General features: G+C 68.8%; 22 protein-coding genes and 1 riboswitch. Of the genes, 20 read left to right on the top strand and 2 right to left on the bottom strand.

The window, feature by feature from the left end; all coding sequences use genetic code 11:
- Window positions 1-167: 167 nt before the first annotated feature.
- Both RT91_RS01625 and parA read right to left on the bottom strand, forming a co-directional pair.
- Window positions 168-608 (bottom strand): hypothetical protein, encoded by a 441-nt coding sequence (locus RT91_RS01625; RefSeq protein WP_035185304.1) that lies wholly within the window; start codon window positions 606-608, stop codon window positions 168-170.
- Window positions 605-1,234 carry a ParA family partition ATPase gene (gene parA / locus RT91_RS01630; RefSeq protein WP_007424805.1) on the bottom strand — a complete coding sequence of 210 codons (630 nt, stop codon included), beginning with the start codon at window positions 1,232-1,234 and terminating at the stop codon, window positions 605-607. Before parA ends, RT91_RS01625 begins: the two co-directional genes overlap by 4 nt.
- A gap of 53 nt (window positions 1,235-1,287) precedes the next feature.
- Between parA and RT91_RS01635 the strand changes: the two genes are divergently transcribed.
- The 20 genes from RT91_RS01635 to RT91_RS01735 all read left to right on the top strand — a co-directional run bounded on the left by RT91_RS01635 (window position 1,288) and on the right by RT91_RS01735 (window position 26,485).
- Complete coding sequence (locus RT91_RS01635; protein ID WP_035185306.1) at window positions 1,288-2,694, top strand: bifunctional ADP-dependent NAD(P)H-hydrate dehydratase/NAD(P)H-hydrate epimerase; 1,407 nt, start codon at window positions 1,288-1,290, stop codon at window positions 2,692-2,694.
- Window positions 2,695-3,029: 335 nt separating this feature from the next.
- A riboswitch (glycine riboswitch) is annotated at window positions 3,030-3,137 on the top strand.
- A gap of 146 nt (window positions 3,138-3,283) precedes the next feature.
- The gene (gene gcvT, locus RT91_RS01645) at window positions 3,284-4,384 is read left to right on the top strand and encodes a glycine cleavage system aminomethyltransferase GcvT (RefSeq protein WP_035185311.1); all 1,101 of its coding nucleotides are present in this window, start codon (window positions 3,284-3,286) and stop codon (window positions 4,382-4,384) included.
- An 11-nt stretch (window positions 4,385-4,395) separates the two neighbouring features.
- A complete protein-coding gene (gcvH, locus tag RT91_RS01650) occupies window positions 4,396-4,770 on the top strand; it encodes a glycine cleavage system protein GcvH (RefSeq protein ID WP_035185313.1) in 375 nt (124 codons plus the stop codon).
- A 14-nt stretch (window positions 4,771-4,784) separates the two neighbouring features.
- Window positions 4,785-7,667, top strand: a complete 2,883-nt coding sequence (gcvP, locus tag RT91_RS01655) for an aminomethyl-transferring glycine dehydrogenase (RefSeq protein ID WP_011941238.1) — start codon at window positions 4,785-4,787, stop codon at window positions 7,665-7,667.
- Window positions 7,668-7,758: 91 nt separating this feature from the next.
- Window positions 7,759-8,337, top strand: a complete 579-nt coding sequence (locus RT91_RS01660) for a lipocalin family protein (RefSeq protein WP_240314140.1) — start codon at window positions 7,759-7,761, stop codon at window positions 8,335-8,337.
- Window positions 8,338-8,420: 83 nt separating this feature from the next.
- Window positions 8,421-10,163, top strand: coding sequence for a S49 family peptidase (locus RT91_RS01665; RefSeq protein ID WP_007422731.1), 1,743 nt, complete (start codon window positions 8,421-8,423; stop codon window positions 10,161-10,163).
- 298 nt (window positions 10,164-10,461) lie between these two features.
- Complete coding sequence (gene mraZ, locus RT91_RS01670) at window positions 10,462-10,920, top strand: division/cell wall cluster transcriptional repressor MraZ (RefSeq protein ID WP_013639164.1); 459 nt, start codon at window positions 10,462-10,464, stop codon at window positions 10,918-10,920.
- The gene (rsmH, locus tag RT91_RS01675; RefSeq protein WP_035185317.1) at window positions 10,917-11,858 is read left to right on the top strand and encodes a 16S rRNA (cytosine(1402)-N(4))-methyltransferase RsmH; all 942 of its coding nucleotides are present in this window, start codon (window positions 10,917-10,919) and stop codon (window positions 11,856-11,858) included. Before mraZ ends, rsmH begins: the two co-directional genes overlap by 4 nt.
- Window positions 11,855-12,724, top strand: a complete 870-nt coding sequence (locus tag RT91_RS01680; RefSeq protein ID WP_035185319.1) for a hypothetical protein — start codon at window positions 11,855-11,857, stop codon at window positions 12,722-12,724. The genes rsmH and RT91_RS01680 overlap by 4 nt, the downstream gene beginning before the upstream one ends.
- Entirely contained in the window at window positions 12,721-14,817 is a 2,097-nt protein-coding gene (locus RT91_RS01685) for a penicillin-binding protein 2 (protein WP_035185321.1), read from the top strand. Before RT91_RS01680 ends, RT91_RS01685 begins: the two co-directional genes overlap by 4 nt.
- A gap of 4 nt (window positions 14,818-14,821) precedes the next feature.
- Complete coding sequence (locus RT91_RS01690) at window positions 14,822-16,267, top strand: UDP-N-acetylmuramoyl-L-alanyl-D-glutamate--2,6-diaminopimelate ligase (RefSeq protein ID WP_011941244.1); 1,446 nt, start codon at window positions 14,822-14,824, stop codon at window positions 16,265-16,267.
- Window positions 16,264-17,619, top strand: coding sequence for a UDP-N-acetylmuramoyl-tripeptide--D-alanyl-D-alanine ligase (murF, locus tag RT91_RS01695; RefSeq protein ID WP_035185323.1), 1,356 nt, complete (start codon window positions 16,264-16,266; stop codon window positions 17,617-17,619). The genes RT91_RS01690 and murF overlap by 4 nt, the downstream gene beginning before the upstream one ends.
- Entirely contained in the window at window positions 17,619-18,707 is a 1,089-nt protein-coding gene (gene mraY / locus RT91_RS01700) for a phospho-N-acetylmuramoyl-pentapeptide-transferase (protein ID WP_007422359.1), read from the top strand. Before murF ends, mraY begins: the two co-directional genes overlap by 1 nt.
- Window positions 18,704-20,089, top strand: a complete 1,386-nt coding sequence (gene murD / locus RT91_RS01705) for a UDP-N-acetylmuramoyl-L-alanine--D-glutamate ligase (RefSeq protein ID WP_035185326.1) — start codon at window positions 18,704-18,706, stop codon at window positions 20,087-20,089. Before mraY ends, murD begins: the two co-directional genes overlap by 4 nt.
- The gene (locus RT91_RS01710; RefSeq protein WP_035185328.1) at window positions 20,089-21,252 is read left to right on the top strand and encodes an FtsW/RodA/SpoVE family cell cycle protein; all 1,164 of its coding nucleotides are present in this window, start codon (window positions 20,089-20,091) and stop codon (window positions 21,250-21,252) included. The genes murD and RT91_RS01710 overlap by 1 nt, the downstream gene beginning before the upstream one ends.
- Complete coding sequence (murG, locus tag RT91_RS01715) at window positions 21,249-22,355, top strand: undecaprenyldiphospho-muramoylpentapeptide beta-N-acetylglucosaminyltransferase (protein ID WP_035185330.1); 1,107 nt, start codon at window positions 21,249-21,251, stop codon at window positions 22,353-22,355. Before RT91_RS01710 ends, murG begins: the two co-directional genes overlap by 4 nt.
- Window positions 22,352-23,791, top strand: coding sequence for a UDP-N-acetylmuramate--L-alanine ligase (murC, locus tag RT91_RS01720; RefSeq protein WP_011941249.1), 1,440 nt, complete (start codon window positions 22,352-22,354; stop codon window positions 23,789-23,791). The genes murG and murC overlap by 4 nt, the downstream gene beginning before the upstream one ends.
- A complete protein-coding gene (murB, locus tag RT91_RS01725; protein ID WP_035185332.1) occupies window positions 23,788-24,717 on the top strand; it encodes a UDP-N-acetylmuramate dehydrogenase in 930 nt (309 codons plus the stop codon). The genes murC and murB overlap by 4 nt, the downstream gene beginning before the upstream one ends.
- On the top strand, window positions 24,714-25,619 hold the full coding sequence (locus RT91_RS01730) for a D-alanine--D-alanine ligase (protein WP_007424257.1): 906 nt from the start codon (window positions 24,714-24,716) through the stop codon (window positions 25,617-25,619). The genes murB and RT91_RS01730 overlap by 4 nt, the downstream gene beginning before the upstream one ends.
- A complete protein-coding gene (locus tag RT91_RS01735) occupies window positions 25,607-26,485 on the top strand; it encodes a cell division protein FtsQ/DivIB (protein ID WP_035185335.1) in 879 nt (292 codons plus the stop codon). The genes RT91_RS01730 and RT91_RS01735 overlap by 13 nt, the downstream gene beginning before the upstream one ends.
- Window positions 26,486-26,497 lie beyond the last annotated feature (12 nt).

The following is a 26,497-nucleotide window of genomic DNA, read 5'->3' on the forward strand; positions in this document are numbered from 1 at the left end:
TCGAACCGTGTTCGGTTGCGATCTTCGAAAATTTCGTAACGCCACAGTCAATAAATGGCCGAGATTCCCGGCGTGGGCAAGACCCTTTCGTGTCGCATATGGGCTGTTGAAAGAAAAAATGTGTTACATGCGGTGCGACAGGCGTGTTTTTTATGAAACATTGCCCGTCAGCCGTAGCGACCGGCCACCGCGACTGACAGAATCACCCCGGAAATTGCAAGGTCCGCCGCAAAGAGGCGGGCGAGGCGGCGATACGCCGCTGCTTTTGCTTCCTCATCCGGCCCTGAGTCCTTTTCTTCCCAGAGAAACAGCGCACCGAATCGCGCAACCAAGAGCACGGCGGCCATCACGATGCCGAGAGCCTGCATCGCGTTCACCGTCCAGTTCCAGTGCTCCGGTGGTCCCTGTTCTGCAAACGCCAGGGCCCAGCCGGTGGCGAGCGTCACCGCCATGAACGGCACCGCCGCGTCGAGCTGGCGCCGGATCGCCACGGCGCCCGGCCCCGGCCCGGCCAGGAGAAGGCCGAGCAGCAAACCGCTCCACATGGCAAAGCCGCCAAGATGAACGGCCAACAGCACGCCGATCGTCGTGAAGCCGGACAGGGTCACTCTAGGATCGAGGCAAGCCGGGTGGCGAGGGCGGCGATTTCGGTACCGGCCAGCGTTGATGGACCGGTTTCGGCGACGCCCAGGCCCTCGGCGAAGCTGTTCGCATAGGCGGCGCGGTTGCCGAGCGCCTCGTCGATCAGTCGCAGTCGCCGTGCCGCGATCTCGGCTTCGAGGCGTCTTCGCAGTTTCGAGGCGGCCGGTGCGCGGTTGAACACCAGCGCGACGGGGCGGCGTTCCTCGGCCGCCAATGTCAGTGTGCCTTCCGCCGCCCAGAGATCGGGCGGTGAGGGGTTCAGCGGCACCAGTACGAGGTCGGCGCCGCGGATCGCCCGCCGCGCGTCGGAATCGAGCACCGGCGGCGTGTCGATGACGAGCAGGTCGCAATCGCGGCGCATCGCGTCGAGCGTGTTGGCGAGCCGCCATCCGGACACCGATTCGACCGCGAGATCGGCACGGGCCTTCGCATTGGCCGCGCGCAGCCGCGCCCAGGCGCCGAGCGAGCCCTGCGGATCGATGTCGAGCAGGCCGACCCGCCGCGTCATTCCGAGGGCGACGCCGAGCTGGGTCGCCAGCATCGTCTTGCCCGCGCCGCCTTTCTGTTGCGCCACCGCGATTACCTGCGCCATCCGAGCCTCCACTTTCGACGGAAGACTAGCAAAGACGGCGCCTTCTGTCCCACATGGGCGGCATGGACGCTTTATATACGCCACAGGAAATGGGTTTGATCGATACGGCGGCGCTGTCATGCGGCGTCTCCGGGCTCATGCTGATGGAGAATGCCGGTACCGCGGTCGCGCGGGCGATCGTGCGGCGATTCCGCCCCTGCCGGGTGCTGGTGCTCGCCGGGCCGGGCAACAATGGCGGGGATGGCTATGTCGCGGCGCGGCGACTTGCCGAACGCGGCTGGCCGGTGGCCGTCGCGCCGCTCGCGCCGCCGCGCCCGGCGAGCGATGCCGCCGCGGCGGCGGCGCTCTGGCGCGGCCCGGTCGTCGCGGCGGACGAGGGGCGGGTGCAATCGGCTGAACTCGTGATCGATGCCGTTTTCGGAGCCGGGCTCGCGCGCGATGTCGACCCGGGGACCGTCGCGCTGCTCGGCGCGGCGCGGCGTCTCGTGGCGATCGATGTGCCGAGCGGCGTCGACGGGGCGACCGGCGCCGTGCGCGGGGCCGCCCCGCGGGCCGATCTCACGGTCACCTTCGCCGGATTGAAGCCGGGCCATCTCCTGTTTCCCGGCCGGGCGCTCTGCGGCGAGACGGTCTGCGCGGAGATCGGCATGCCGGCGGCGGCGTTCGCCCGTGTTGAAACGAAAACATGGCGTAATACGCCGGCGCTCTGGCACCTGCCGGCGCCTGCGGCGACCGGGCATAAATACGAACGGGGCCATCTGACGATCCTGGCCGGCCCGATGAGCGGCGCGGCGATCCTGGCGGCGGCGGCGGCGCGGCGGATTGGTGCCGGGCTTGTCACCCTTGCGGGCCCCGACCCTGCGGGCGTGCCGCCGGGCATCATCGTCAGCCGCGCCGCCCTCGACGAACTGGTGACCGATCCGCGCCGTCGCGTCTGGCTCTGCGGGCCGGGGCTGGGGGTGGAAGCGGCGGGCCAGACACTGGCGCACCTGGTCGCGGCGGGCCGCGCTATCGTGGCCGATGCCGATGCGTTGACCTCCGCCGCGGGAGAGGCGGAGCGTCTGCGTGGCGTCGCGGCGATCACCCCGCATGAGGGCGAGTTTGCCAGGGTGTTTCCCGACCTTCAGGCTGATCGGCTGTCGCGCGCCCGAGCGGCGGCAGCGCGGATTGGTGCCGTGGTCGTGCTCAAAGGGCCCGATACGGTGATCGCGGCGCCGGACGGGCGTGCGGCGATCAACGCCAATGCACCGCCCTTTCTGGCAACGGCCGGTTCCGGTGACACGCTCGCCGGCATCGCCGCCGGACTCCTGGTGCAAGGGATGCCGGCGTTCGAGGCGTGCTGTGCGGCGGTTTGGCTGCATGGCGCGGCGGCGACGCGGGCGGGAGGCGGACTGATCGCCGAGGATCTGGCGGATCACTTACCCATGGTTGTAGAGAACATTAAAAAATTCAATTTTTGAACAAATTCTAGCAAAATTACACCTTAAGATCGGTGGCGGACGTCGATGCGTTAACCTATTGTTAACGCATGCTGGTTATAGTGCTCGTCATGATCACTCTCGCGTCGTTGTCCGCGTTCGCTGCGCCGATCGGCCCGACTTCGCTCGGCACCCCGCCGCTGCGCGTGTCACCTGTCCCGTCCGCGCCGGCCCAGCCGTCCTCGACCGTCAACCCCGCAACACGCCCCGGCCCTGCACCTGCCGGCGCGCCACGGGGGACGTTGCTCAACATTACGATTTGAGCCGGGGTCGGCGCTTGCGTTTGCGCGCGATCTGAGCCTAAGAACCGTTATTCGCACCTCCCCGCGGGAGAGAGCGGCGAGGCCGGTCTGACCGGCTCCCGCCGCCGCCGAAGGCGCAACCGGCCCCCGGAAACGCTCAGGCAAAAGGACCGCGGCGGAGCAAGGATCTCTGGAAAGCCGGCGCGTCGCGCCGCACCGAAGGCGTAAGGCAAGGGGTAACCCGGGCCGAATCTCTCAGGTTCCGTGACAGAGGGGGGTCAGACTGGGCGGTTCTGCACCCGCCCGCTGCTGCCGCGGGAGATCCGGTCTTGGCCGAATCAGCATTGCTCACCGTGCCGCTCGACGCGCTGCATCGCAGCCTGGGCGCGCGTATGGTCGATTTCGCCGGCTACGATATGCCGGTGCAGTATGAAGGCATCATCGCCGAGCATCTGCACTGCCGGGCCCAAGCCGCGCTGTTTGACGTCTCGCATATGGGCCAGGCGGTGCTTGAAGGCCCCGACGCGGCCGCCGCGCTGGAACGCGTGGTGACCGGCGACATCCGGGGGCTGAAGCCAGGCCGCCAGCGCTACACGCTGCTGATGAACGCGCAAGGCGGGATTGTGGACGATCTCATGGTCGCCAATCTGGGCGACCGCCTGCTCCTCGTGCTCAATGCCGGGCGCAAGAATGTTGACGTTGCTCACATTCGCGCCCACCTGCCCGCGACCGTTTCGCTGACCCCGCAATTCGACCGCGCGCTGCTCGCCCTGCAGGGGCCCGAGGCCGGCGCGGTGCTGGCTTCGCTGGCGCCGGAGGTGGCCGCGATGCGCTTCATGGAAGCGCGCGAGATGGCATTGTCCGGCATTTCCGTCACGATCACCCGCTCGGGCTATACCGGCGAGGACGGGTTCGAGATCGGCCTTCCCGCGGCGGAGGCCGAGGGTCTGGCGCGCGCCCTGCTGGCCGATGCGCGGGTGAAGCCGGCCGGCCTCGGTGCGCGGGATTCGCTCAGGCTCGAGGCCGGTCTACCGCTCTATGGCAACGATATCGACGAGACGCGCGACCCGATTGCCGCCGGGCTCGGCTTCGCGATCGGCAAGACGCGCAAGATGGGCTGGGATTTCCTCGGCGGCGACGCCGTGCGGGCGGTGCACGATGCCGGCCCGCGCGAGCGCCTGGTCGGGCTGCGCGCCGAAGGTCGGGCTCCTGTGCGCGCCGGCGCCGAGCTTCGCGATGCCGCCGGGCAACCGGCCGGGCGCGTCACCTCCGGCACCTTCGGGCCGAGCGTCAACGGGCCGGTGGCGCTCGGCTATGTCCGCGCCGATTGCGCCGGGGACGGTTCGACCCTGATCGCCGGGCTGCGCGGCCGCGATATCGGCATCACCGTCGTGCCGCTGCCTTTCGTTCCGCATCGTTATCATCGCTGAAAGAGGACCAGATGACCGAGACCCGATTCTCCAAGGACCATGAATGGGTGCGGCTCGACGGCGCCGTCGCGACCGTGGGGATCACCGATCACGCGCAGTCGGCGCTCGGCGATGTCGTGTTCGTCGAACTGCCCGAGGCGGGGCGGCATGTGGATGCCGGCGAGGCCTGCGCGGTGGTGGAAAGCGTCAAGGCTGCCTCGGATGTCTATGCCCCGCTGGCCGGCACGGTGACGGAGGCGAACGGCGCGCTGGCCGATGATCCCGGCATGGTCAATGCGCAGGCCGAATCCGGCGCCTGGTTCTTCCGCATGACCCTGGACGACCGCGCCGCCTTCGACGCCCTGCTGACCGCCGACGATTACCAGGCCTTTCTCGCAACGCTCTGACCGGAGCCGCCGCCATGCCGGATACCGCGCCCCAGACCATCGACGATTTCACCGCCCTGCTGGCCGAGGAGCGCTTCGCCCTGCGCCATATCGGCCCCGGACCAGCCGAGCGCGCGGCGATGCTGCGCGCGCTGGGCGCGGCGGATCTCGACGCGCTGATCGCCCGCACCGTGCCGGAGACGATCCGCAGCGCGGCACCGCTCGACCTGCCGGCGGCGCTGACCGAGGGTGAGATCCTCGACGATCTGCGCCGCTACGCCGCGGACAACGAGGTGAAGCGCAGCCTGATCGGGCTTGGCTATCACGGCACCGTCACGCCGCCGGTCATCCTGCGCAACGTGCTGGAAAATCCCGGCTGGTACACCGCCTACACGCCGTATCAGGCCGAAATCGCGCAGGGACGGCTGGAGGCGCTGCTGAATTTCCAGACGATGATGGCGGAGCTTGCCGGGCTCGACCTCGCCAATGCCTCGCTGCTGGACGAGGGCACGGCGGCGGCGGAGGGCGTCTCGCTCGCCCATGCGGTGCACAAGGGCGGATCGACGGTGATCGCCGTCGCGGCCGACCTGCACCCGCAGAGCCGGGCGGTGATCGCGACCCGTGCCGCGCCGCTCGGCTGGACGCTTGAAGATGTCGCGCCGGGGGATGCCGGGGCGATCGAGCAGGCGAAGCCCTTCGCCGTGGTGCTGCAATATCCGGGCACGACGGGCGCGGTCCGCGACCTGTCGGACGAGATCGCGGCGGCGCATCGCGCCGGGGCGCTCGCCATTGTCGCGGCCGATCCGCTGGCGCTGACGCTGCTGCGGCCGCCGGGCGAGATGGGGGCGGATATCGTGGTCGGCTCGGCGCAGCGCTTCGGCGTGCCGATGGGTTTCGGCGGCCCGCACGCGGCCTATTTCGCCACCCGCGATTCGCTGAAGCGGCATATGGCCGGCCGGCTGGTCGGCGTTTCGGTCGATGCGGCGGGGAGCCCGGCGCTGCGGCTCGCGCTGCAGACGCGCGAGCAGCACATCAGGCGCGAGAAGGCGACCTCGAATATCTGCACCGCTCAGGTGCTTCTGGCGGTGATCGCCGGATTCTATGGCGTGTGGCACGGGCCGGAAGGGCTGGCGCGGATCGCCCGGCGGGTGCATCTCGCGGCCAGGCTGCTGGCCGGCGCGGCGCGGGCGGCGGGGCTTTCGATCCGCCATGACGTGTTCTTCGACACGATCGCGATCGAGGCGGGCGCCGGTGCCGACTCGCTGATGCAGCGGGCGCTGGGCGCGGGGTTCAACCTGCGGCGCGTCGATGACGGTTGCGTCGCCATCGCGCTCGACGAGACGGTGACGGCGGCGGAGATTGCCACTCTGGCCGGCGTGATCGGCGGCGCGGCGGATGCTGCGGCCTCGCCACTCGACGCGTTGGGGCGGCAGAGCGCCTTCATGGTCGAGCCGGTGTTCCACGCGCATCGCTCGGAGCACGCGATGCTGCGCTATCTCAAGCAGCTCGAGGACAAGGATGTCGCGCTCAACCGCAGCATGATCCCGCTCGGCTCCTGCACGATGAAGCTGAACGCGACGGCGGAGATGATTCCAATCACCTGGCGTGCCTTCGCCGACATCCACCCCTTCGCGCCGATGGAGCAGACCCGGGGGTATCGGGCGCTGATCACGCGGCTGTCGGAGGATCTCGCGCGGATCACCGGCTTCGCGGCGGTCTCGCTGCAGCCGAATTCCGGCGCGCAGGGGGAATATGCGGGGCTGCTGGCGATCCGCGCCTTCCACGCCGCGCGCGAGGAGGGGCATCGCGACATCTGCCTGATCCCCTCCTCGGCGCATGGCACCAACCCAGCCTCGGCGACGATGGCGGGTTATCGGGTGGTGGTCATCGGGTGCGACCGGGCGGGGAATATCGACCTCGCCGATCTCGAGGCTAAGATCGCCGCGCATGCGGGGAAGATCGCGGCGCTGATGATCACCTATCCCTCGACCCATGGCGTGTTCGAGGCGAGCGTGCGGGATATCTGCGCTCGCGTGCATGCGGCGGGCGGCCAGGTCTATATGGACGGGGCGAACATGAACGCGCAGGTGGGGCTGACCTCGCCGGCGGCGATCGGCGCCGATGTCTGCCATCTCAACCTGCACAAGACGTTCTGCATTCCGCATGGCGGCGGGGGGCCTGGCGTGGGGCCGATCGCCGTGGCCGCACATCTCGCGCCGCATCTGCCGAACCATCCGCTACGCCCGGATGCAGGACCCTCGACCGGCTATGGCCCGGTGAGCGCGGCTCCCTTCGGCTCGGCCTCGATCCTGCCGATTCCTTACGCCTATATCCGCATGATGGGGCCGGACGGGCTGCGCGAGGCAACGGCGGTGGCGATCCTCAATGCCAACTACATCGCCCATCGGCTCGCGCCGCATTACCCGATCCTCTACACAGGCGCGAACGGCATGGTCGCGCATGAATGCATCATCGACTGCCGGCACTTCCAGGCAGAGGCCGGCATCTTGGTCGAGGACATCGCCAAGCGGTTGCAGGATTACGGGTTCCACGCGCCGACCATGTCCTGGCCGGTGCCGGGCACTCTGATGATCGAGCCGACCGAGAGCGAGACGAAGGCGGAACTCGACCGGTTTTGCGATGCGATGATCGCGATCCGCGGCGAGATCGCCGATGTCGCGGCCGGCGCGCTCGACCGGGTGGACAACCCGCTGAAGAACGCGCCGCATACCGCCGCCGAGGTGATGGCGGCGACATGGACGCATGGCTATGGCCGCGACCGCGCTGCCTTCCCGCTGCCCCATGTGCGCGCTGCGAAATACTGGCCGCCGGTCAAGCGGGTGGACAACGTGTATGGCGACCGCAACCTCGTCTGCTCCTGCGCGCCGCTGTCGGCCTATGCCGAGGCAGCGGACTGAGCGGGGCGCGGTTTCGCAAATCCCGGCCGGGCCCACATCCAGAGCCGTGCGGGGCGCGTAACCCCGGCACGGCTTTGCATGGAGGACCCGCATGATGACACTTGCCCGCCGCTCGCTGCTGGCGGCAGCTCCGGCGCTGCTCGCCGGCTGCACGTTCGATACCAGCCCCTATCCCCAGCCTCCGCTGCGCCATGCGCGCGTCGATCTCGACCGGTTCATGGGGCGCTGGTACATCATTGGCCACATCCCGTATTTCGCCGAGGCGGGTTATGTCGGCTCCTATGCCGTCTATACGCGCCGTCCCGACGGGGCGATCGACGACCAGTATAATGGCTATCCGAAGAGCTTTGCCGCGAAACGGTTCCAGTTCACCTCGGTCGACCAGGTGGAACCCGGGACTGACAATGCGGTCTGGCGCGTGACCCTGCTGAACGGTCTGGTTGGCGTGCCGTATGTGATCATGCATGTCGAGCCCGACTATTCGGTGTTCCTCGGCGGATTTCCGAACCGTTCGCTGGGCTGGATCTTCGCGCGCGAGAAACGGATGGACGAGGCGACCTATCGCGCGATGCTCGACCGTTTCTATCGCCAGGGCTACGACGCGCGGCAGTTCAGGCGGGTGGCGCAGTTTCCCGACCAGATCGGACGGCCGGGTTTCGAGCGCGTCTGAACGGCGGGGACATGGCGTTTTGGGGGCCTTGCCGCCGACGCGGCGCGTCGGCATATCATGATTCATGAGGTCAAGCGCCGCCCATGAGTGAGTCTGCCGCGCCGCTGCGCCGCCTGGCGAGGCTGCTGTGGCGCGCGGCGCGCGCGATCGTGTTCGCCATCGGGCTGGTGACGATCCTTCTCGCCGGCGCAGGGCTGTGGGGGCTTCACCGCCTCGCGGGCCGCCCAACGGCGCTGCCGGAACATTTCATCCTCTCGCTCAATCTTCAGACGGCGCCGCCGGACGTCGCCGCGCCGTCGGCGCTGCTGAGGCGGGCGACGGGCGCGACGCCGACGCTTGAGCAGACGATCGCGGCGATCGACCGCGCCGCCACCGATCCGCGCGTGCGCGGCATCGATATCCTTCTCGGCGGCGGATGCTGCGGCCTGACCACGGCCGAGGAACTGCATGACGCGCTCGCCCGGTTCCGGGCCATTTCGCACCGGCAGGTGGTTGCGCGCGCGATGTCCTTCGACGGGGCGGAAGGGCTGGGTGCCTATATCGTCGCGACGGCGGCGAACCGGATCGAACTTTCCGATGCCGGCGATTTCGGGGTCACCGGGCTCGCCCTGCAAAGCCCGTTCGCGGCGGACCTGCTCAAGATGGCCGGGGTCGAGGCGCAGTTCGAGCATATCGGCAAATACAAGACCTACCCGGAACTGTTCACCCGCTCCGGCCCATCGGCGGCGGCGACCGAGATGATGAACAGCCTGGCCGGCTCGCTCTACGACTCGGCTCTGGTGCCGATCGCAGCGCGGTTGAAGCGCAGCCCGGACCAGGTGAAGGCCCTGTTCGACCAGGCGCCGTTCAGCGCCGCGCAGGCGAAACAGGACGGGCTGGTCGACACCGTGCTGCCGCTTTCGGCAGAGGTCGCGCATGTGCGCGGCGTACATGTGTCGCTCGCCGATTATGTCGCCGACGCAGCGCCGGCGCCCGCGGGCGCGCCGAAGGTCGCCCTGATCGTCGCCCATGGCGATATTAACGCGCCTGACGCGCCGGGGCGGCGCAGCGGGATCGATCCGGCCCGCCTGGCGCATGAAATCGCGACGGCGGTCGCGGATCCGTCGATCCGCGCCATCGTGCTGCGGCTCGACACGCCGGGCGGAACGGTGACCGGCTCGGCCATGGTCGGCGCCGAGGTTGCGCGCGCCGCTCGCCTGCACAAGCCGCTGATCGTGTCGATGGGTGCGCTCGACGCCTCTGGCGGCTACTGGATTTCGAGCCACGGCGCCGTGCTGGTGGCCGATCCGGCGACGCTGACGGGGTCGATCGGCGTGCTTGGTGGCAAATTCAGCTTCGGCGGGCTGCTGGCCCGCCTGGGCGTCAGCGTCAGCACGGCCTCGCGCGGAGCGAACGCGCTGTTCGACAGCGCGGTGACGCCGTGGACCCAGGCGCAACTCGCCAGCCTGCAAGGGCAGCTCGATCTCGACTATCAGAAATTCGTCGGCTGGGTGGCTGCCGGCCGGCGGATGAGTCCCGCGCAGGTGAACGCGGTGGGGCAGGGGCGTGTGTGGACCGGCGCGCAGGCCCGCAGCCGAGGCCTGGTCGACCGGCTGGGCGGCTACCATGAAGCCTTCATGACCGTACGCGCGGCGCTGCATCTGCCGGCCGATGCCGCGCTCGATATCGTCCCCGGCAACGAACAGCCGGGTCTGGCCGCGCTGCTCGCGACCCTCGCGCGGCAGGCGAATCCCCTTGAGGCCGCCGCGTTGCCGGAACCGCTGCGCGGACTCTTCGCGCTGACGCGGCTGCATCGATTGTCGATGGTGCCCGTCGAGCTTCGGTGATATCCAAAAAACTAACGATTGGTTAACGAATCGGGTTCGGCTGGGCCGCTTCGAGAACAAAATAGAAACATGGGCAAATGGCCCCTGTCTCGCTGTGTCGCTTCGCGGGCGATTCCGATTTGTTGCGGTCGCGGAGAGGAAATTTTGCGAGTGATCGGTGGAAATCCCTTTGACGCCCATGATCGCCCATGTTATCCCATGACAACCCATAGCGAATCCGACCGGCGTGACGCGTGTGCGTCGGAATGTTTGCAGCGAGGCATATCAACGGCGAGACGAAAGGGCCGCGACAGCGCCGATGAGCCAGTTTCTCGGCACCCACAGGAACAGGCTGGACGCCAAGGGCCGCGTATCGGTTCCGGCGGCGTTCCGTGCCGCCCTGCGCCGGGAGGGTGACTCGCAAGGGCTGATCCTGCGGCCATCCCACAAGCACCGCTGCATCGAAGTCTGGCCGGCGCCGGTGTTTGAGGCGCTGGCGACGCGTTTGCAGGGACTCGACCTGTTCAGCGATACGCATGACGACATGGCGGCGGCGCTCTACGCGGATGCCTGGCCGCTCGAGGCCGACAAGGAGGGCCGGATCCTTTTGCCGGAACCGCTCGTGGAGCATGCGGGATTGCGCGACAGCGTGGTGTTCATGGGTCTGGGCCGGACATTCCAGATCTGGGAGCCGGAAGCGGCCGACCGCCGCCGTGCCGAGGCGCGGGAGCGTGCGCGGATCGGCGGACTTACCCTGCCGGCGGGGGCTTCGGCATGAGCGGCGGGCTTTCCCATGTGCCGGTGCTGCGCGAGGAGGCGGTGGCGATGCTCGCGCCCCGCGCGGACGGGGTCTATCTCGACGGGACATTCGGCGGCGGCGGCTATAGCGCTTCGATGCTGGAGGCAGCGTCCTGCACGGTCTGGGCGATTGACCGCGATCCGGCGGCGATCGCGCGCGGCGCGGCACTCGCCGCCCGGTATCCCGACCGGTTGCACCTGATCGAGGGACGGTTCGGCGACCTGCTCGCTCTGCTGCGCGACCGCGGGGTGACGGCACTCGACGGCGCGGTGTTCGATTTCGGGGTGTCGTCCTACCAGCTCGACGATCCGTCGCGCGGTTTTTCCTTCCGGACCGACGGCCCGCTCGACATGCGCATGGGCGCGGCCGGGCCGACGGCGGCCGATATCGTGAACGGCTATGCCGAGGCGGAACTGGCCGACATTCTCTTTCATTTCGGAGAGGAGCGGGCGTCGCGGCGGATTGCCGCCGCGATCGTCCGGCGCCGTGCCGCTGAGCCCTTTGAGACGACGGCCGATCTTGCGGCGGTGATCCGCACGGTGGTGCGGCCCGACCGCTCGGGCATTGATCCGGCGACACGTAGTTTCCAGGCGCTGAGGATCGAGGTGAACCAGGAACTCGCCGAGATCGAACGCGCGTTGGAGGCCGCCGCGTCGCTGCTGGCGCCGGGCGGGCGTCTCGTCGCCGTGTCGTTCCATTCGCTGGAGGATCGCATCGTCAAACGCTTCATGAACGCTGCGACCGGCCATGTCGCCGCGCCCTCGCGGCACGATCCCTCCGGCCTCGCGCGGCAAGCCGCGGCGCCGCGCTTCCGGGCTCTGACCCGCGGTGTCGTTACGCCCGGAGAGGCGGAGACCGCCGCCAATCCGCGCGCCCGGTCGGCGCGGCTGCGTGGAATCGAGAGGCTCGCGGCATGATCCGCCCGGTGACCCTCGTGACCGGGCTGCTGATGCTGGGCTCGGGTGCCTGGCTGTTCGTGGTGAAGCACCGCGCCGGCACGCTCGAGCACAAGATTGGCGGGGTCACCGCGCAGATCCGCAGTTCGGAGCAGCGCATCCGCGTGCTGCGCGCCGAATGGGCGCTCGAAACCGATCCGAACCGGCTGGCGCGGCTCGCCGCCATGTTCATGCCGCAGCTCAGGCCGATGAAGCCGGATCAGCTGGTATCCTGGCAGCAACTGGCGGATGCCCTTCCGCCGCCGGGTGCGGAACTGCCGCATCTGCCGTTGCCGCCGCCCTTGCCGGGCGACCTGTCCGGTGCGCCGTCATCTGCCGCCGTTGCCGCGGCGGCTGCGCCGGAGACCGTCGCCCTGGCCACGATTCCGCTGCCCGTCCCGCCGCGGAGCCTGCCGGCGCCAAGGTTCGCGGCGGCGACGTCGCAAACTGCTCTGGCGGCGCCCCAAGCGCATCTCGCCGTGCCGCATCCGGCTGTGCGCCCTGTTGCGGTTCGCCGCTCCGTGGTGGCGCCGGCGCAGCATGCCGTCGTCGTGCACCGGCCTGCAAACCAGCGGCATGACGTTGTCGCGCGTGCCCACAGCCCCGCCATTGCCGCCGCGCGCCGCCCGCAGACGCTCGGCGCCTCGGTCCTCGCGCCACGCCCGGCCCCCCGGCCCACAGAGCCGCCGGTCAGGTCGATCACGGCGAGCGACGCGGTGCCGGCGCGGCCCCAGGCTCCGGCGCCGCCCGCCCGCATCGTGGCGCCCGCCGCACGCGGGACGTCGGTATTCGGGGATTACGGCGCGAGCCTGGCGCCGCCGCGTCCCGCTGGCGGAGTGGCGCCATGACCGCGCCGCCGCCACGCGACAGTCTCTCACCGCGCGTTCCTGGCCGCGGCGGCCGGGATGCGGCGCGACGCGCCGGTGCACCCGAGCGCGGCGCGGTACCGCGGATGGAGCATGTCCGCGTCACTTCGCCCGATCTGGCGCGACGCGCCGCCATCGGTGTGCTGCACAGCCGGCTCGCCGCCGGATTTGCCGGCTTCGTGCTCATTTATCTGCTGCTTGCCGCGCGGGTCGTCTATGTCACGGTGGTCCATCCGGTCCCGCCGGACAAGGCGGCGATTGCGGCGCAGACGCCATCGACCACCGTCGTCCTGCCGCCACCCGCGCGCGCCGAGATCACCGACCGGAACGGCGAGATCCTTGCCGTCTCGCTGCCGGCGGCGGCATTGTATGCCAATCCGAAGCAGGTCGAGGATCCGGGTGTCGCGGCGCGCGAGATCGCCGCGGTGATCCCGGGGCTCGATCCCGGATTCCTCGAGGCGCGGCTCGCCGATCGGTCGCGCGACTTCGTGTATCTCGACCGCAAGCTGACCGCCTCGCAGGAACTGGCGGTCAATCGGCTCGGGATTCCGGGGGTGTATTTCGAGAATACCGAGCGTCGGCATTATCCCGAGGGGAACCTCGCGGCGCATATCCTGGGCGGGGTGACGCCGGACCAGCGCGGGATCGCCGGGGTCGAGGACTGGTTTAACAAGCGGCTGACCAGCGCGCCTGGCAAGCCGCTTCGCCTGTCGATCGATATCGGTGCGGAAGGGATCGTGCGCCAGGCGATCTGGCAGGCAATGAGCGATTATGATGCCAAGGGCGCCTGCGGCATCGTGATCTCGGCGCGGACCGGCAGGGTGCTGGCGATGGCCAGCGTGCCCGACTATAACGCCGATGATCTCGGGTCTGCGCCCGCCGATGCGCGCTTCAACCGCTGCGTGTCCGGCGACTATGAACCGGGCAGCGTGTTCAAGCTGCAGACGCTGTCGATGGCGATCAATTCCGGCATGATCCAGCCCTGGGACCGGTTCAACACGACGCATCCGCTGCATGTCGGCCGGTTCACCGTGACCGACTTCGAGCCGGCGCATATCTGGATGGCGGTGCCGCATATCCTCGCTGTGTCGTCGAATATCGGCGCCTCGCGGATCGCGACCATTCTCGGGCCGCAGATCCAGCGCGCATGGCTGCGCAAGCTCGGCTTCTTCCGTCGTCCGCCGATCCAGCTGCCGGAAGCCACGCCGCCGATGTATCACCCGAAATCAAGCTGGAAGCTGCTGACGACGATGACGGTGAGTTTCGGCAACGGCATCGCGATGTCGCCACTGCAGCTGATTTCGGCGGTCGTGCCGGTCGTCAATGGCGGGATCTGGTATCCGCCCACTCTGCTGGACCATGGGAAGCGGTCCGCCGGGGTGCGGGTGATGAGCGAGCGGACGTCGCTGATCATGCGCAAGATGATGCGCAATGTCGTCACCGCCCCGGATGGCACCGGCGTCTATGCCCGGGTGCCGGGGTATCTCGTCGGCGGCAAGACCGGCACGGCGCAGGTCGTCGGGCCGAACGGGCGCTATCTGCAACATCTCAACAACGCCTCGTTCATGGCCGCGTTCCCGATGAACGATCCGCGCTATGTGGTCTATGTCGTCGTGCTGCAGCCGCATGCGACGAAGCAGATGCTGCCGTTTTGCCATGGGTTTACCACGGGCGGCTATGTCGCCGCGCCGGCCGTCGCCCAGATCATCTCGCGGATCGGGCCGATGCTCGGGATCATGCCTTTATCCGGCCAGACGCTTGCCGAGGCGCAGGCGGCACTGTCGATCCCGCTCGATCCGCCAGCGCCGCCGGGTCGGCTCGCGCTGGGGCCGGGGCGACCTGTTCCCGCCGSGCCGGGGGCGAGCAAATACGCCTATATCCTCGCGCATCAGACCCCGCCGGCGAACATGGACGTCGCGGCGCATGACCAGGCGCTCGCACGGACCGAGATGTGGCAGCCCCTGGCGCCGGCGGCACAAACGGTGAGCCTGCCCCCGGCGCCCGCTTCCAGCGCCCATACGCTGGGGCACCGGATCATGAATATCGCCCTGCCGGTGACGCGTGCGGGGGGGTGAACTGATGGACGGTCTTTCACGTTACGGTGCCCCGCCAGGCTGGATCCTGCCGCCGGAGACGGTGTTTTCCGGAATCACCGCTGACAGCCGCGCCGTGCGCAAGGGCATGATCTTCGCCGCCTTGCCGGGCGCGCGCGCCGATGGGCGAGATTTCATCGCCCAGGCCGTGGCACAGGGGGCCGCCGCGGTGCTGGCGCCTTCGGGCACCCGCTGGCCGCCTGGCGTGCCGCCACGCCCGCTGATCGAGGACCCGGAGCCGCGGCGCCGCCTGGCCGAGATCGCGGCGACGCTGGCAGGACCGCTGCCGGAGACGATTCTCGGCGTGACAGGCACCAATGGGAAGACCTCGACGGTGGATTTCATCCGCCAGATGGCAGTGGCCAGCGGGAGACCGGCCGCCTCGCTCGGCACGCTCGGGCTGATCGCGCCGGGCTTCGCGCCGGGGGCAAGCCTGACCACGCCGGATCCGGTGACCCTCTCCGATATCCTTGCCGCGTTGCGGGCGGCCGGAATCGGGACCGTTGCGCTCGAGGCCTCCTCGCATGGGCTCGACCAGTTCCGCCTGCATGGGCTGCGCCTTGCCGCTGGCGGGTTCAGCAACCTGACACGCGATCATCTCGATTATCACGGGGACATGGCGTCCTACCGTCGGGCCAAGTTGCGGCTGTTCCAGGACCTGCTGCTTCCCGGCGCGCCGGCGGTGGCAATGGCCGATCTTGAGCCGGATACGCTGGCGGCACTGCGCGACATCGCGCAGGCGCGGCGGCTCGATCTGGCGACGGTGGGCGCGGGCGGTGACCTGTTTGACCTGCGCGGCATCATCGCGACGCCGTCTAGCCAAGTGCTGACGATCGCGTGCGGTGGCGTGTCGCGCGAGATCGAACTGCCGCTTCCGGGCCGGTTCCAGGTGGATAATGCGTTGCTTGCGGCAGGCCTCGCGCGTGCGGCAGGCGTGTCCGATCCGCTGGACAGGCTGCCAGGCCTCGCGCCGGTGCGCGGGAGGCTGGAGCGCGCGGCGGTGCTGCCGAATGGCGCTGCCGCCTATGTCGATTACGCGCACACGCCGGATGCGCTGGAGCGGTTGCTGATGGCGCTGCGCCCGCACGCGGCCGGACGGCTGGTGCTGGTGTTCGGCGCGGGCGGCGATCGGGATCGCGGCAAGCGGAAGCTGATGGGTGATGTGGCCGCGAGACTCGCGGATGTCGCGATCGTCACCGACGACAATCCGCGGAGCGAGGACCCGGCATCGATCCGCGCGGCAATCCTCGCGGCCTGCCCCGGCGCGCGGGAGATCGGCGACCGGCGTGCCGCGATCGCTGCCGGACTCGATGCGCTGCGGGCGGGCGACGTGCTGGCCGTGGCTGGCAAGGGACATGAGAGCGGGCAGATCGTCGGTGATGCGGTGCTGCCCTTCGACGATGCGGCGGTGATCAGGGAACTTGCGGCATGAGCGGTCTCTGGAGCGCGCGCGACCTTGCCGTCGCCACCAACGGCACCTGGCTGCGCGGCGAGGCTGATGCCACAGGTGTTTCGATCGACAGCCGGACGATCGCGCCGGGCGAGTTGTTCGTCGCCCTGGCGGACGCTCGCGACGGGCATGATTTCGTTCCTGATGCCGAGGCGAAAGGGGGGACCTGCGTGCTGGTTTCGCGCGATGTCGGCGCCGGGCCGGCGCTGCTCGTCGAGGATGTGCAGGCCGCGCTCACCCGGCTCGGCGAATTCGGTCGGGCGCGCAGCCGCGCCCGCGTCGTCGCGGTCACGGGCTCGGTCGGCAAGTCCACCACCAAGGAAATGCTGCGCCGGATCCTCTCCGCATTTGGCGCGACGCATGCGGCGGAAGCCTCCTTCAACAACCATATCGGCGTGCCGCTGACCCTCGCGCGGTTGCCGGCCGAGGCCGATTTTGCGGTGGTCGAGATCGGCATGAACCATCCAGGCGAGATCGCGCCGCTCTCCGCCATCACGCGGCCGCATGTCGGCGTGATCACCGCGATCGGCTCGGCGCATCTGGGGTTGATGGGTTCGGTCGAGGCGATTGCCGATGAAAAGGCGGAATTGTTGCGCGGCGTGGTGCCGGGCGGGGCGGCGGTGCTGCCGCGTGGGCCGTTCCTTTCGCGCCTTGCGCGCCGGGCGCGGGACGGGGTTCGGGTGGTCAGTTTCGGCGCGCAGGATCTTGCGGAGGCAAGGCTGATCGAAGCCGAGAGCGATGCCGACGGAGTCGCGGTGACGGCGAATATCCTGCGCATGGTGGTCCGTTGCCGTCTCGCTGCGCCGGGAACGCATATGGCGATGAACGCGGTGGCGGCGCTGGCGGCGGCGGCGGCACTCGGGCTCGATCCGGCGCAGGCCGCGGCGGCGCTCGATGGTTTTGCACCGCTGGCCGGGCGCGGCGCCCGACGCCGCGTGAATGTGGACGGCGTCGAGATCACGCTGCTCGACGAGAGTTACAATGCTTCTGGCAACTCGGTGCGTGCGGCGCTCGAGGTTCTGTCACTGCTGCCGGGGCGGCGCATCGCCGTGCTGGGCGACATGCTCGAACTCGGTGACTATGCCGATGACGAGCATCGCGATCTTGCGGATGCGGTTTCCGGCGTGGCCGATCTGGTTTTCGCCTGCGGGCCGCATATGCGCGTGATGTTCGATGAACTGCCGGAACGTCAGCGGGGCGCATGGGCGGTGGATGCCGCATCCCTCGCACCGGCGGTGCGCGCCGCACTCGCGGTGGGTGACGTCGTGCTGGTGAAAGGGAGCTACGGGTCGCGGATGCGTGACGTGGTCGCGGCGATCGAGGACAAGGCCTGATGCTCTACGCTCTGCTCCTTCCCCATGTCGCCGCGTTCCACGCGTTCAATCTGATCCGCTACATCACATTCCGCGCGGGTGGCGCGTGCCTGACGGCGCTTGTCGTCAGTTTCCTGCTCGGCCCCAGGCTGATCCGCTGGCTCAAGTCGCTCCAGAAGCAGGGGCAGCCGATCCGGGCCGACGGGCCGGAACGGCATCTGATCGAGAAGAAGGGCACGCCCACGATGGGCGGCTTCCTGATCCTGATCGCTCTGACCGTTTCGACACTGCTCTGGGCAGACCTGCGGAACGGCTATGTCTGGGCCGTGCTGATGATCACGATTGGCTATGGCGCGCTCGGCTTCGCCGATGATTTCCTCAAGCTGACGAAGCGCAACACCAAGGGCGTGCCCGGGCGGATCAAGCTCGTTGTGCAGGCGGTGCTCGGGCTTGGCGCGGCTGTATGGATCACGCAGCTGATGCCCGGCTCGATCGCCGATTCGCTCGCCGTGCCGGTATTCAAGCATCTCATGATCCCGTTCGGCCCGCTGTTTCCGCTGGTCGCGATGTTCGTGATGATGGGCGCCTCGAACGCGGTGAACCTGACCGACGGGCTCGATGGCCTTGCTATCGTGCCGACGATCATCGCCGCCGGCGTGTTCACGCTGATTGCCTATCTCGTCGGCAACAGGATTTTTTCGCATTACCTCGAAATCAATTTCGTTCCCGGAACGGGTGAGCTGGCCGTGTTCTGCTCGGCACTGATCGGCGCCGGCATGGGATTCCTGTGGTTCAACGCGCCGCCCGCCGCCGTGTTCATGGGCGATACCGGTTCGCTTGCGCTTGGGGGTGCACTCGGTTCGGTCGCCGTGGCGACGAAGAACGAGATCGTGCTGGCAATTACCGGCGGGCTGTTCGTCGTCGAGACCGTTTCGGTCATCGTGCAGGTGTTCTGGTACAAACGCACCGGGCGGCGCGTATTCCTGATGGCGCCGCTGCATCATCACTTCGAGAAGAAGGGCTGGGCCGAGCCGACCGTGGTGATCCGCTTCTGGATCGTTGCGATGATACTTGCGTTGCTGGGCCTGGCGACCCTGAAAATCCGATGAGCGCGCCGGTGGAAAACTGGAGCCACGTGTTCGCGGGGCGGCGTTACGCAGTGCTGGGTCTCGGAGTGAACGGCTTGCCAGCAGCGCAAGCGCTCGTGGCCATGGGCGCGTCGGTCATCGCCTGGGACGACAACGAGGCACGGCGCGGCGCGGCTGCTGCTGTGGGGATTACGATCGGCCGGCCCAGCGATGCTTCCAAACTCGACGGACTGATCCTGTCGCCGGGCATTCCCCATGCGCTGCCTGTGCCTCATCCCGAGGCAGCGGCGGTGATGGCGCGCGGCGTGCCGATTTTCACCGATGCAGAACTGCTGTTCCGCGCGGTCCGCGACTCGGGCAGTTCTGCGCGGTTCGTTGGAATCACCGGCACCAACGGCAAGTCCACCACGACGGCGCTGCTGGCGCATATCCTTGCCGATGCCGGCATCGAGGTTGCGGCGGGCGGCAATCTGGGGCCGGCCGCGCTCGCCTTGCCGCGCCTTGGTGATGACGGCGTGTATGTGCTCGAAATGTCGAGCTACATGTTGGAGCGAATCGTAAACATGCGCTTCAGTGCTGGGGCAATGCTGAATCTGACCCCGGATCACCTCGACCGCCATGGTAACATGGCCGGATATGAAGCTGCAAAGTCTCGGCTTTTTGTCGGACAGGAAGCTGGCGATGTCGCCGTGTTTGGGATCGATGACGCCGCGACGGCGGCGATGGCGACCCGATTCGAGGATGGCAAGAGACGAATCGTGCGAATTTCCGGCTGCCAGCGGGCCGATATTTTCGCGCGCGGCCGCAAGCTGGTCGATCATTCCGGCGTGATTGCCGATCTCGACGCGGCGGCGGCGTTGCCCGGCACGCACAACGCGCAAAACGCGGCGGCCGCGGCTGCCCTTGCGCTCGCGCTCGGTGTTCCGCGCGAGGTCATTGGCCGGGCGATGGTGTCCTTTCCCGGACTGCCGCACCGGCAGCGCGTGGTCGCATCGGTTGCAGGCGTAACCTTCATCGATGACAGCAAGGCAACCAATGCCGATTCGGCCGCGCGAGCGCTGGATTGCCATGAGCGCCTGGTCTGGATTGCCGGGGGGATCGGGAAGGACGGCGGCATCACGCCGCTGGCGCCGTGGTTTTCCCGCGTTGCCCATGCGGTGCTGATTGGCCGCGATGCGCCGGAATTCGCCGCGACGCTCGCCAGCGCGGGCGTCTCCTGCGAGATCGCGGGGACGATCGAGAACGCCGTTCCGTCTGCTTTCGCGGCGGCCCGGCGAATTGGGGTCGATACCGTGCTGCTCTCGCCGGCGGCGGCGAGTTTCGACCAGTTCGCCGATTACGCCGCGCGCGGACGACGTTTCGCCGAACTGGCCGCCCGCCTCGTTTCGATGGAGGCCAGGTGATGCCGGTCCTTTCGCGCGCGGATGATTCAGTCGTCGGACGGTGGTGGTGGAGCGTCGACCGGGTGATGCTCACCGCCCTGCTGCTGCTGGTGGGCCTGGGCTATGTGCTTGCGCTCGCGGCCACGCCGGCGACCAATCTTTCGCTGAACGATCCCAACACGATCGTGATGATCCGGCAGATCGTCTACCTGCTGACGGCGGGAATTCTGATGGTCGGGGTTTCGATGCTTGACCTGCATTACGTCAAGCTCGCCGCGCTCGCGACCGGGGTGGTCTTCCTTGTGCTCACCGGGTTCACTCTCGTGCATGGCGTCGTCGTCGATGGCGGACGGCGCTGGATCGCGCTGCCGGGCTTCACCATTCAGCCTTCGGAATTCCTCAAGCCCGCGCTGATCATCGCGACCGCATGGCTGCTGGCGGAGCGGCGGCGCACGCCGGGATTTCCGGGCATGTTCGCGGCGATCGGTCTCAACAGCCTGGTGGTGCTGATTCTTCTGCGCCAGCCCGATGTCGGTTCAACCGCCCTGGTGCTGGCGACATTTTTCGTCCAGCTTTTTCTCGACGGCCTGAACACGTTTTTCGTGGGGCTTGGCGTGGCCGGATTTGGCGCCGCCGGATTCGCAGCATTCGAGCTGATCGCTCACGTGCACAAGCGCGTGATGCTGTTCCTCCATCCGACCAAGGACAAGGCGTATCAGGCGCTCACGGCGCTTTCCGCCTTCGCCAATGGCGGGCTCTGGGGACGTGGGCCGGGCGAGGGGCAGGTGAAGCACTACCTGCCTGACGCGCGCGCCGATTTCGTCTTCGCGGTGGCTGGCGAGGAATTCGGCATGTTTCTTTGCCTCGGCATCATCGCGCTCTACGCGGTGATCGTGCTGCGTGGGTTCATGCGGGTGCTGCGCGAGACGGATTCGTTCGTGGCCCTCGCCTCTGCCGGGCTGCTGACCAGTTTCGGACTGCAGGCCTTCATCAACATGGCGTCTTCATTGTCGATGATCCCGACCAAGGGCATGACACTGCCGTTCCTGTCGTATGGCGGCTCGGCTGTTCTGGCGACCGGGTTGCACATGGGGTTCCTGCTGGCGCTGACGCGACGGCGCACCCATGCCGAGCGCGTGACGGACGGGCTGTTCGGCCTCGGCATGCAGGATCGGGCGGTATGAGAGGCGCGATGCTGAACCCGATTGTCATCGCAGCCGGCGGCACGGGCGGGCACATGGTTCCCGCGGAATCTGTGGCAGACGAACTGATGCGGCGTGGCCAGCGGATCGTGCTGATGACGGACGCGCGCTCGGCGGGGCAGAAATCGGCGGTATTTGCCGGCTGCGAGCGCCATGTTCTGGCCGGTGCGGGGCTGGCCGGACGCAGTCTTGGGCGGCGACTTCTTGGCGTGGCACAGCTTGCGCGCGGCACCGTCGCGGCCCGGCACATCCTTGCAAAGCTCGATGCTGCCGCTGTGGTCGGCTTCGGCGGCTACCCCTCGGTGCCGCCCGTGCTCGCGGCGGCTACGCTGCGGCGGCGACCCGCCATCGTGTTGCACGACCAGAACGCGGTGCTCGGCGGCGCGAACCGCTTCCTCGCGCGCTTCGCCGACCATCTCGCGCTGAGCTTCGAGGGCACCGCGGGGTTGCCCGGCCGGGCGCGCGCGACAGTGACCGGCAACCCGGTGCGTGCCGCGATTTCGGTGCTGGCTGCGTCGCCCTATGAACCGCCGGCGGAGACGATCCGGCTGCTGGTGCTCGGCGGCTCGCTCGGGGCGCGGATTTTCGCCACCCTGGTACCCGAGGCGCTGGCCCGGCTGCCGGAGGGGCTGCGCCGGCGGATCGCACTGACCATGCAATGCCCGGGGGAGGCTATCGGGGCGGCACGCGGCGCGCTCGATGCCGCCGGGATCACACATGAACTGGCGCCGTTCTTCAGCGATGTGGCGCCGCGCATGGCGGCGGCGCATCTGCTGGTCGCGCGGTCCGGCGGGTCGACCGTCGCCGAGGTGGCGACGATCGGGCGGCCGGCGATCTTCATTCCGCTCGCGATCAATACCGACCAGCGGCACAATGCCGATGTCCTGGCGCGGCGGGGCGGCGCATTCCGGCTCGACCAGGCGACGACGACACCGGACCGGCTGGCCGGCGTACTCGAATCCCTGCTCGATGATCCGCTGCGGCTGGCTGCGATGGCCGAGGCGGCGGCGAGCGCGCGGATCGAGGAGGCTGCCGCGCGGCTCGCCGATCTCGTCCTGTCGGCCATTGCGGAGCGTGTGCGATGAGGGCGATGCCGCTGTCGATCGGGACGATCCATTTCGTCGGCATTGCCGGGATCGGCATGTCGGGCATTGCCGAGGTGCTGCACAATCTCGGCTATTCCGTGCAGGGATCCGACCTTTCCGAAAACGCCAATGTCGCCCGCCTGCGCGCCGCGGGCATTCCGGTCGCGATCGGGCATGACGCGGCGAATCTGGGCAACGCGCAGGTGGTCGTGGTGTCGACCGCGGTGCCGCGCGACAATCCCGAGGTGCAGGCGGCGCGCAAGCGGATGATCCCGGTGGTGCGGCGCGCCGAGATGCTGGGCGAACTGATGCGGCTGCGCTGGTCCGTCGCGATCGGCGGCACGCATGGCAAGACGACGACGACGAGCCTCGTCGCGGCCGTGCTCGAAGGGGCGGGGCTCGATCCGACCGTGATCAATGGTGGGATCATCAACGCCTACGGCACCAATGCGCGGCTTGGCGGCGGCGACTGGATGGTGGTCGAGGCCGATGAGAGCGATGGCAGCTTCCTCCGCCTGCCGGCGGTGATCGCCGTCGTCACCAACATGGACCCCGAGCATCTCGACCATTGGGGCTCCGCCGAGGCGATGGAGGCGGGATATCGCCAGTTCGTCTCGAACATCCCGTTCTACGGGTTCGCGGTTCTGTGCATCGATCATCCCGGCGTGCAGCGGATGATCCCGGACCTGTCGGATCACCGGCTGATCACCTATGGCCTGTCGCCGCAGGCGGATGTCCGGGCCGAGCGGATCATGTCCGACCGTAATGGCGCGACGTTCGAGGTGCGCCTGTCCGAACGGGTGGCCGGGCGCGAGCGCGTGTTGGCGCCGATGCGCCTGCCGATGCTGGGCAACCACAATGTCCAGAACGCGCTGGCCGCGATCGCGATCGGCATCGAGATGGAGGTGCCGGAGGTCGACCTGCGCGCGGCGCTGGCGAGTTTCCGGGGCGTGAAGCGGCGTTTCACCAAGACCGGCGAGGTCGCCGGCATCACCGTGATCGACGATTACGGACATCACCCGGTCGAGATCGCGGCGGTGCTGCGGGCGGCGCGCCAGGCCGGTGCGCGGGACGTGATCGCCGTGGTGCAGCCGCACCGCTACACGCGGCTGGCGACGCTGTTCGAGGATTTCTGCACCTGCATGAACGATGCGGGAAAGGTGATCGTCGCCGACGTCTATCCGGCGGGCGAGGAGCCGATCCCGGGTATCGATCGCGACGCGCTGGTCGAGGGGCTGCGGGCGCGCGGCCACAAATCGGTTGTTTCGCTCGGTAGCCCCGATCATCTGGCCGAGATGATCAACGCGATGGCCCGCGCCGGCGATTACGTCGTCTGCCTCGGCGCCGGGTCGATTACCAACTGGGCGCAGGCGCTGCCCAACCAGTTGCAGGCGCTGATCGAGACCACCCGCCGCGGTGCCGGGGGGATGCGATGATGGCCGCTCCGGTCATGGCCGACTGGCGTGCCGCGCTGCCGGAAGTGCGCGGACGCATCGGGTTCGATGTTCCGCTCGGGCCGGTGACGTGGTTCCGCGTCGGCGGGCCGGCGGAGGTGATGTTCCGCCCCGCCGATATCGAGGATCTGAGCCGTTTTCTCGCCGCGCTGGCGCCGGAAGTGCCGGTGCTGCCGATCGGCGCCGCCTCCAACCTGATCGTGCGGGATGGCGGGATCGCGGGTGTGGTCGTGCGGTTGGTGCGCGGGTTCGCGGATATCGAAGTCCAGCCGGACGGCATCGTGGCGGGGGCGGCGGCGCTGGATGCGACGATCGCCGAACACGCGGCGGCGGCGGGGCTCACCGGGCTCGAATTCCTCTCGGGCATTCCGGGCTCGCTCGGCGGCGCCGTGGCGATGAATGCCGGCGCTTATGGCGCGGAGATCCGCGATGTTCTGGACTGGGCCGAGATCGTCGGGCGGGACGGGACGGTGGCGCGCTATGCCGCCGGTGATCTCGCGCTGACCTATCGTCACGCGCGGCTGCCCGAGGGCGGGATCGTCGTGCGGGCGCGGCTGCACGCGCGGCCGGGCGAGGCGGCGGCGATCGCGGCGCGGATGGCTGATATCCGCGCGAGCCGCGAGGCAACGCAGCCGGTGCGGGCGCGGACCGGCGGCTCGACCTTCCGCAACCCCGAGGGCGACAAGGCCTGGCGGCTGATCGACGAGGCAGGCTGCCGCGGGCTCATCCACGGCGGCGCCCAGGTTTCGGAAAAGCACTGCAATTTCCTCATCAATCTCGGCGAGGCGACCGCCGCCGACATCGAGGGCCTGGGCGAGGCGGTGCGCCGGCGCGTGCGCGAGCGCACCGGCGTCGAGCTGATCTGGGAAATCCGCCGGGTCGGCCTGCCGTGCCGGGGTGCGGCATGAAGCGCGTCGCGGTCCTGCTCGGTGGCATTTCGGAGGAGCGTGAGGTCAGCCTCGCCTCCGGCCGGCAGGTTGCGGCGGCACTGCGCAAGGCGGGGTATGACGTGTTCGAGATCGAGGTCGGCGCCGATCTCGGCGCGGTGATCGCGGCGCTGACGCCGGCGCCGGATGCGGTATTCAACGCGCTGCACGGCCGTTTCGGCGAGGATGGGACGATCCAGGGCGTGCTCGACTACATGGGCATCCCCTATACCCATTCCGGCGTGCGGGCATCGTCGATGGCGATGGACAAGGGCGCGGCGAAGGCGGTTTTCGCCTCTGCCGGCCTGCCGCTGGCGCAGCACCGCATCGTGCCGCTGGACGAACTCGCGGAGGCCGATCCGCTGCCGCGGCCCTATGTCATCAAGCCGGTCAACGAGGGCTCCTCGGTCGGCGTGTTCATCCTGCGCGAGGGCGACAACCGCCGCGCCGATATCGCGCGCGCCTGGCGCCACGGATCGGTGGCGATGACCGAGGAATATGTTCCCGGGCGGGAACTTACCGTGTCGGTGCTCGAGGACCGGGCGCTGGCGGTCACCGAAATTCGTGCGGAGGGCTTCTATGACTACACGGCGAAATATGCCGCCGGTGCCTCTCGGCACGAGATTCCGGCGGACGTGCCGCCTTCGGTGAGCGCGCGGGCCAGGGATGTCGCGGTTGCGGCGCATCGCGCGCTTGGCTGCCGTGGAGCGACACGCTCGGATTTCCGCTACGACGATGAAACGGACCGGCTGGTGTTGCTGGAGGTGAACACCCAGCCGGGCATGACGCCAACCTCGCTGTTGCCCGAACAGGCGGCTCATTGCGGAATCGATTTCCCCGCGCTGTGCGCCTGGATGGTGGAGAACGCTGCATGCCGCGTGTGAAGCAGCGCAAGGCGACCGTCCAGGACCGTCCGAGTCCGCGCACGCTGTTGTTGCGCCGTTTGCGTCGGGCCGGACGGCCGACGGCGGTGCTCGGCGTCGTGGCATTGCTGTTGATCGCGGTGCCGCTTGGTCTGCGGGGCGTTCTGGCGGTGTTTCGGCCGGTGCGCGCCGCGGCGGCGACCGTGGCGGCCGATGCGGGATTCCGGATTGCCCATATTGAACTGAGCGGCGTTACGCCGGGATCGCGCGCCGTTGTCGAGCGCGCGCTCGATGTCGAGCGCGGCAAGGCGATCTTCGCTTTATCGCCGGCGGCCGTGGCAGCCCGGGTCGGAGCGCTGGGCCTGGTGCGCAGCGCCGTTGTCGAGCGCGTGCTGCCTGACACGTTGCGGGTCGAGGTCACCGAACGCCGCGCCGTTGCGATCTGGCAGCGGCCGGATGGGCGCTTCGCGCTGGTCGGCGCTGGTGGCGCGGTGCTGGAGGATCGCGATGCAGGGGCAGCCCGGGCGCATGATCCGAATCTGAGGCTGCTGGTCGGCGCTGGTGCGCCGAAGCATGCCCAGGACCTGCTCGACCTGCTCGCCCGGTTTCCCGCGATCGATTCGAAGGTGGTTGCCGCCGAGCGGATCGATCGGCTGCGCTGGAACCTGATCCTGCGCGATCACACGGTGGTGGAACTGCCGGATTCCCATCCAGCTCGTGCGCTGACCGTGTTGATGCAGGCCGAGCGGAAGATTCGCCTTCTGGATCGGCCGGTGCGCCGGATCGACCTGCGGCTTGCCGACCGCCTGGTGGTGCGCCCCTACCCGAAAGGTTTCGTGACCGACGCCGCTACGCCGTCCGCAGCATCCGGGAACCACAAGTCATGAGGGAGGCACGGG

This window comes from Acidiphilium sp. JA12-A1 (genome assembly GCF_000724705.2).
Classification (GTDB): Bacteria; Pseudomonadota; Alphaproteobacteria; order Acetobacterales; family Acetobacteraceae; genus Acidiphilium; species Acidiphilium multivorum.

Coding starts and splice junctions, on each gene's coding strand:
- murC (WP_011941249.1), top strand. CDS start 22,352: ATGAGGGCGATGCCGCTGTCGATCGGGACGATCCATTTCGTCGGCATT.
- rsmH (WP_035185317.1), top strand. CDS start 10,917: ATGAGCGGCGGGCTTTCCCATGTGCCGGTGCTGCGCGAGGAGGCGGTG.
- RT91_RS01665 (WP_007422731.1), top strand. CDS start 8,421: ATGAGTGAGTCTGCCGCGCCGCTGCGCCGCCTGGCGAGGCTGCTGTGG.
- murB (WP_035185332.1), top strand. CDS start 23,788: ATGATGGCCGCTCCGGTCATGGCCGACTGGCGTGCCGCGCTGCCGGAA.
- RT91_RS01730 (WP_007424257.1), top strand. CDS start 24,714: ATGAAGCGCGTCGCGGTCCTGCTCGGTGGCATTTCGGAGGAGCGTGAG.
- mraY (WP_007422359.1), top strand. CDS start 17,619: ATGCTCTACGCTCTGCTCCTTCCCCATGTCGCCGCGTTCCACGCGTTC.
- parA (WP_007424805.1), bottom strand. CDS start 1,234: ATGGCGCAGGTAATCGCGGTGGCGCAACAGAAAGGCGGCGCGGGCAAG.
- gcvP (WP_011941238.1), top strand. CDS start 4,785: ATGCCGGATACCGCGCCCCAGACCATCGACGATTTCACCGCCCTGCTG.
- murF (WP_035185323.1), top strand. CDS start 16,264: ATGAGCGGTCTCTGGAGCGCGCGCGACCTTGCCGTCGCCACCAACGGC.
- murG (WP_035185330.1), top strand. CDS start 21,249: ATGAGAGGCGCGATGCTGAACCCGATTGTCATCGCAGCCGGCGGCACG.
- RT91_RS01635 (WP_035185306.1), top strand. CDS start 1,288: ATGGGCGGCATGGACGCTTTATATACGCCACAGGAAATGGGTTTGATC.
- RT91_RS01680 (WP_035185319.1), top strand. CDS start 11,855: ATGATCCGCCCGGTGACCCTCGTGACCGGGCTGCTGATGCTGGGCTCG.
- RT91_RS01710 (WP_035185328.1), top strand. CDS start 20,089: ATGCCGGTCCTTTCGCGCGCGGATGATTCAGTCGTCGGACGGTGGTGG.
- mraZ (WP_013639164.1), top strand. CDS start 10,462: ATGAGCCAGTTTCTCGGCACCCACAGGAACAGGCTGGACGCCAAGGGC.
- gcvH (WP_035185313.1), top strand. CDS start 4,396: ATGACCGAGACCCGATTCTCCAAGGACCATGAATGGGTGCGGCTCGAC.
- murD (WP_035185326.1), top strand. CDS start 18,704: ATGAGCGCGCCGGTGGAAAACTGGAGCCACGTGTTCGCGGGGCGGCGT.
- RT91_RS01690 (WP_011941244.1), top strand. CDS start 14,822: ATGGACGGTCTTTCACGTTACGGTGCCCCGCCAGGCTGGATCCTGCCG.
- RT91_RS01660 (WP_240314140.1), top strand. CDS start 7,759: ATGATGACACTTGCCCGCCGCTCGCTGCTGGCGGCAGCTCCGGCGCTG.
- RT91_RS01735 (WP_035185335.1), top strand. CDS start 25,607: ATGCCGCGTGTGAAGCAGCGCAAGGCGACCGTCCAGGACCGTCCGAGT.